At 38.2% G+C, this 6,000-nt stretch carries 6 protein-coding genes; 3 read left to right on the top strand and 3 right to left on the bottom strand.

From position 1 onward, the window contains the following. Positions 1-164: 164 nt before the first annotated feature. The 3 genes from R2S57_RS19920 to glmM form a co-directional block, all read right to left on the bottom strand. The gene (locus R2S57_RS19920) at positions 165-368 is read right to left on the bottom strand and encodes a hypothetical protein (RefSeq protein ID WP_316846695.1); all 204 of its coding nucleotides are present in this window, start codon (positions 366-368) and stop codon (positions 165-167) included. A gap of 605 nt (positions 369-973) precedes the next feature. Continuing rightward, positions 974-2,122, bottom strand: coding sequence for a cysteine desulfurase family protein (locus R2S57_RS19915; protein ID WP_316846694.1), 1,149 nt, complete (start codon positions 2,120-2,122; stop codon positions 974-976). 129 nt (positions 2,123-2,251) lie between these two features. Next, positions 2,252-3,637, bottom strand: coding sequence for a phosphoglucosamine mutase (gene glmM, locus R2S57_RS19910; protein WP_316846693.1), 1,386 nt, complete (start codon positions 3,635-3,637; stop codon positions 2,252-2,254). 272 nt (positions 3,638-3,909) lie between these two features. On the opposite strand from glmM, the gene R2S57_RS19905 reads away from it, so the two are divergent. From R2S57_RS19905 to R2S57_RS19895, 3 genes are read left to right on the top strand one after another with little or no spacing between them, the layout of a single operon-like run. Further along, positions 3,910-4,641 (top strand): class I SAM-dependent methyltransferase, encoded by a 732-nt coding sequence (locus R2S57_RS19905; RefSeq protein WP_316846692.1) that lies wholly within the window; start codon positions 3,910-3,912, stop codon positions 4,639-4,641. Next, complete coding sequence (locus R2S57_RS19900; RefSeq protein WP_316846691.1) at positions 4,638-5,201, top strand: phosphatase PAP2 family protein; 564 nt, start codon at positions 4,638-4,640, stop codon at positions 5,199-5,201. Before R2S57_RS19905 ends, R2S57_RS19900 begins: the two co-directional genes overlap by 4 nt. Before the next feature lie 2 nt (positions 5,202-5,203). Next, positions 5,204-5,920, top strand: coding sequence for a ZIP family metal transporter (locus R2S57_RS19895; RefSeq protein ID WP_316846690.1), 717 nt, complete (start codon positions 5,204-5,206; stop codon positions 5,918-5,920). The last annotated feature ends 80 nt before the right edge of the window (positions 5,921-6,000 follow it).

Genomic DNA, 6,000 nt, shown 5'->3' with positions numbered 1-6,000 from the left:
GATGAGCCACCAACCAAGGAATCAAAAAAACATAGCTTAATGCGTGGTGAGGCGCCAACTAAGTAACCAGATCGGGCATAGGAATGTTCTAATGCTTGGTGAGCCACCAACCATGGAATCGAGAAAAGCTGATACTTTTATTCAAATACGTTTATTTGTGGCAATTACAACATCGCTCCAGGTAATTTTCCTAGTTCATGAATACATCCGAAAGAATGAAATCTTCTTTTATGGATTTTATTAAAATGGTTTGAAGATTCGAATGAAAAAGGATTGAAAATAAATTTATAAATGTGTTTTCTCTCCTCATTTAATTTTTCTTCCAGTTTAGCGTTTTCCAGATTCTGAGTGTTGCGGTTCTTTTCCATGACGATATAGATTATTGAAAACTTGGCTAGTTTTCAGGGTTAACAATTTTAATAATAATAAAAAGCTATTTTAAAATTTGCTTAGCCTTATACCACGGGAATTTGATAAGGTTTCGTTTAGGAATTACATTAAAATGGCGCGGATTGCCTTTGTATTAACTAAATATAAGTTTAATTTCTGAACTTTGCAAGGATTTTCTTTTTTAATAGCTGATGGCAATCTACACATACTATAAAAGCCATTAATTATTTTGGAAATCAGGTTCAGTGACATTTAGGGAGATATCCTCCCGCTCTTCGTTACTTCCCGATGTAAAGTCGGGACCACTACGATCAGGTTTAGGTGGTACAGCCAGCATAACTATTCGGGGTTGCAGGGCGCAAAGCAAATTCTACGCATCTGATTTATCTGCTAATAGCAGCACCAGTTACTGTTTATAAACCTGATTGGAGTGTAAAGCCCACAGCGCAGCGAGGACTTGAAACGGAAAGCAGGACGAACCATAAAATGAAATGCGGCCCCTGCTTTCCAAAAAATCAGCTATTTTTTGTCCACAAAAAAGTCCCAATTTTCATTGAGACTCTCCTATTTGGTTAATGATATTTTATGCTAAAGCATTCTGCTTTACAACCATTTTAACTTTTTCGATTACATAATCCAGCTCTTCTTTAGTGGTATACTTACTAAATGAAAAACGTACCGATGGACGGTTTGGATCGGCATTAATACCAGTTAACACATGCGAACCAATGTTAGAACCCGAAGAACAAGCGCTACCACCAGAAGCACAGATACCGTTGATATCCAGATTGAACAGCAACATATCCGCCATCTCCATTTCCGGGAAAGACACGTTCAATACGGTATATAAACTTTTATCAGCATCGGTTTCGCCATTAAAGGCAATACCAGGAATTTCAGCAATCAGCTGTGCTTTTAAATAATCTTTTAAACCCTGGATATGTGCCTGGTGCTGATCCATCTCTGCATAAGCAATTTCTAAAGCCTTGGCCAATCCAACGATACCATATACATTTTCGGTACCGCCACGCATGTTGCGTTCTTGCGCGCCACCATAAATCATCGGTGGGATTTTAATATTGCTGTTTACATATAAAAAGCCAACACCTTTAGGTCCGTGAAGTTTGTGTGCTGCGCATACGATAAAATGTGCTTTAAGCTCACGCACATTATGCGGATAATGGCCCATGGTTTGAACTGTATCGGCATGGTAAATGGCATTGTATTTTTCGCAGATATCGCCAACTTTAACCATATCGGTTAAGGTACCCAATTCGTTATTGGCATGCATTAACGAAACAAAAGTACGTTCGTTATTTTGGAGCAGTACTTCCAAATGGTTGTAATCAACATTTCCTTTTCCGTCGATATTAACGAAACTTAATTTATCGATTTCACCATTTTTTAGCATGGTATTTAACGTATGCTCAACTGCATGATGTTCTATTTTTGAAGTAATGGCATGTTTGATGCCATAAGCTGCAATACCGCAACGGATAGCCGTGTTATCGGCTTCAGTACCGCCTGAGGTAAAAAACACTTCAGATGGTGATGCATTTAGTAAACCAGAAACGGTTTTACGGGCTTTCTCTACAAGCGTTCTTACCTCGCGACCAAGCGCATGAATGGCAGATGGGTTACCAAAATAGTTTTCCATCACGTTTGTCATTTCCGCGATTACTGCCGCATCCAAAGGTGTTGTGGCTGCATTATCTAAATAGACCCTTTTCATTTCTACGAATATTTATAAGTTAGTGTGTTGCAAATGTGCCTTGCTAAGGGTCATTTACTTTTAAAAGGTCGGGGCTTAATCGTTTTATTAAACCCTGACCGGTATGCTTAAGCCTAAAATCTTTTTGGACTAAAGGTGTAATATTTCTTTAATGTCAGAAATAATCTTGTTTGCTAAACTCTCAGCAATGGTTTCATTTTCTGCTTCACTGTAAATCCGGATGATGGGTTCAGTGTTGGAACGACGCAAATGTACCCAAGTTTTATCAAATTCTATCTTCAAACCATCAATTGTGCTATATGGCTGATTTTTATATTTCTCTTCTACCTGTTTCAACAGGTTATCAATATCCATTTCTGGCGTAAGGGTAATCTTGTTTTTAGAAATGTGGTATTGTGGATAACTGGCTCTTAGTACGGAGATCGATTTGCCAAATTTAGCCAAATGTGTTAAGAATAAAGCAATACCCACTAAAGCATCTCTACCATAGTGCGATTCAGGGTAAATAATTCCTCCGTTTCCTTCGCCACCAATAATGGCATTTGTAGCCTTCATTTTGTTTACCACATTCACCTCTCCTACTGCTGATGCATTGTATTCTGAACCAGCTTTTTCGGTCACATCGCGCAAAGCCCTTGTTGATGAAAGGTTTGAAACGGTATTTCCCGGAGTGTTTTTCAACACATAATCTGCAACAGCAACTAAAGTATATTCTTCTCCAAACATGCTGCCATCTTCATTTACGAAACATAAACGGTCAACATCCGGATCAACTACAATACCTAAATCGGCATTTTGTTTTTGCACTTCTTTAGATATTTCAGTTAAATTTTCTGGTAACGGTTCAGGGTTGTGCGGAAAATGACCATCCGGAGTACAATACAATTCTACCACCTTATTTACACCCAAAGCTTTTAACAAAGCAGGGATAAAAATACCACCTGTTGAATTTACACAGTCAATTACAACTTTAAAATCGGCTTTTTTAATCGCTTCAACATCCACCAAAGGCAATGCCAGAACTTTATCAATATGCTTTTGAAGATAAGTATCGTTTTTGATTACTTTACCTAGTTTATCTACGTCAGCGAAATCAAAATCAGCACTTTCTGCTAAATCTAAAACTTCTTTTCCCTCCGCATCGCTAATAAATTCGCCGTTTGCATTCAGTAATTTCAAGGCATTCCATTGTTTAGGGTTATGGCTTGCTGTTAAAATGATACCACCGCCTGCTTTTTCATCAGGTACCGCAACTTCTACAGTTGGCGTAGTAGATAAACCTAAATCGATTACCTCAATACCCAAACCCTGTAAAGTTCCAATAACCAAATTGTTTACCATTTCTCCCGAAATACGGGCATCACGACCTAAAACAATTCTTTTATTGCCTGTTTTCTGTATTACCCAGCTCCCATAAGCAGCTGTAAATTTCACAATATCAAATGGGGTCAAGCCGTCGCCAGCTCTTCCGCCAATGGTTCCTCGTATTCCTGAAATCGATTTTATTAAAGTCACTGTATCTAATTTATTTGAGTCTCAAAAATAAGAAAAAAAACAAGACAGCCGCTATTTTAGCGGGCTTATGCAAGTTAATTTACATTGTTTTTATATCTATCTGCAGGTTCAATTTTATAGAAATGGGCAAAGCATAAAAAACAAACGTGTGTTTAATTGGGATGGGTATTCATAATATTCCTGCAACTTTATTGCATAAAAGTATATTCTAACTTTACTAGCGATAGTAAAAGCTTATATTTGCATCTTTTTAAGATACAAACGGCTTTTATATGCAGCGCAAGTGGTTTCAATATTGGTTTAATTCGCCATATTATCATATTCTATATCAACAACGAAATGATGCTGAAGCCGAGTTTTTCATCGATAAACTTACGCATTTCCTTCACCCAAAGGCAGAGGCTAAAATGCTGGATATTGCCTGTGGAAAAGGCCGCCATTCCATTTATCTCAACAAAAAAGGTTTTGATGTTACCGGAATAGATTTATCTGAGCAAAGCATTAAATACGCCAAACAGTTCGAGAACAGCAAACTGCATTTCCTCGTGCACGATATGCGCAGGCTTTTTTACATCAACTACTTTGATGTTGCCTTAAACCTATTTACCAGCTTTGGCTATTTCGATACCGAGAAAGACCACGTAAACGCACTTAAAACTTTCAGAAAGTGTTTAACCGCGGAAGGCATTTTGGTGCTCGATTACTTTAACACCGAAAAGATTATCCGTAACTTAAATTCTTGCGAAACAAAATCGCTCGATGGCATTACTTTCAATATCACCAAAAATGTGATTGATGGAAAGATCATCAAAAAGATCAATTTCGAAGACCAGCAAAAGGTTTATAATTTCGAAGAACGCGTTCAGGCTTTCAGTTTTGAAGACTTTCAGCGCATGCTTACCAAAGCTGGAATGGTGATCGAAAAAACATTTGGCAGTTATGCTTTGGATGATTTTGATGAATGCAGTTCGGACCGCTTAATTCTAATCTGTAAAAAAGCATGATAGAAAGCATACAGCAATTTGATGTAGAATTGTTTTTGAAAATCCACCGCGGACTTTCAAATAGCTTTTTTGACTGGCTGATGCCATTAATGCGCAACCGTTTTTTTTGGTCGCCGCTTTATCTTTTTATTATCGTTTTCTGCATCAAGCAATATAAAAAACAGGGGTATTACATTATCGGCATGGTACTTTTCACTTTTGCCATGGGCGATTTAATCGCTTCGAGAGTGGTAAAACCCTGGGTATCGCGCGTAAGGCCCTGCAACGATCTAAACCTTTCCAACTACATTATCCACCGTGTACCTTGTGGAAGCGGTTTAAGTTTTCCTTCGGCCCACGCCACCAATCATTTTGCGATAGCCGTTTTTTTGATCTGTATTTTTTACAGCAGATGGAAACCTATTTTGCCTATCGGCATATTCTGGGCATTGATCATCAGTTTTGCACAGGTATATGTGGGTGTTCATTACCCTGTCGATGTAACTATGGGTGCTTTGTTGGGTATAACCATAGGCATGATCTGTTCGAGAATATTTAAAAAATTACAACCTGATTTTTAACTATGGAAATCTGGAAACTCTGCGTACTCTTTTTCTGTGCCTTCTTAGGCGGAACAGCCATTTTTTTGGTAAAAAGCGATAAGTCTAAACTACTGAAACTGATTTTGTCGTTCAGTGGCGCTTATCTATTTGCCATTACGGTTTTACATTTAATTCCCGATGCTTACAGCGGACCCGACAAATCAGAGATTGGTATTTTTATACTGATTGGTTTCCTGTTACAAATTTTTCTTGAACAATTCTCTGAGGGTGTGGAGCACGGTCATATCCATAAACATCACGATGGGCATGTTTTCCCAATTGGGATTATGATCAGTTTGTGTTTACATGCCTTTTTAGAAGGCATGCCCCTGGCAAAGGAACAGCACAACGAATTAATTTTCGGAATTTCTTTACACCATATCCCGGCAGCCTTTGCCCTGGCCAGCATATTATTGCAAAACCATTTCAAAAAAAGCAGTATTATATTCTATCTTCTTGTTTTTGCTATTATGGCGCCACTAGGCTTTTATGTAAGCGTTGGCTTAAGCAATGGAACTATTGGCGGTTTAGACGCGTATTTTAATAAGATTATGGGTATTGTAATCGGTATTTTCTTGCACATCTCTACCACCATCCTATTTGAATCGAGTGCCGACCATAAAATCAATACCCGAAAAATGATTGCCGTTTTATTGGGTATTGGTGTAGCATTGATTGGTTTCTTTGCCGGACACTAGTTCAGTTGGCAGTTTTCAGCTGGCAGTTCTCAATTACCAGTTTCCAATTTTTAGTCGGCAGTTTACGGTTAACCGATTTA

The sequence above is a fragment of the Pedobacter psychrodurus genome (assembly GCF_032678585.1).
Lineage (GTDB): Bacteria > Bacteroidota > Bacteroidia > Sphingobacteriales > Sphingobacteriaceae > Pedobacter > Pedobacter psychrodurus_A.
Note: the sequence above shows the minus strand (reverse complement) of the source record. Positions and strands in the feature narration are given on the sequence as shown.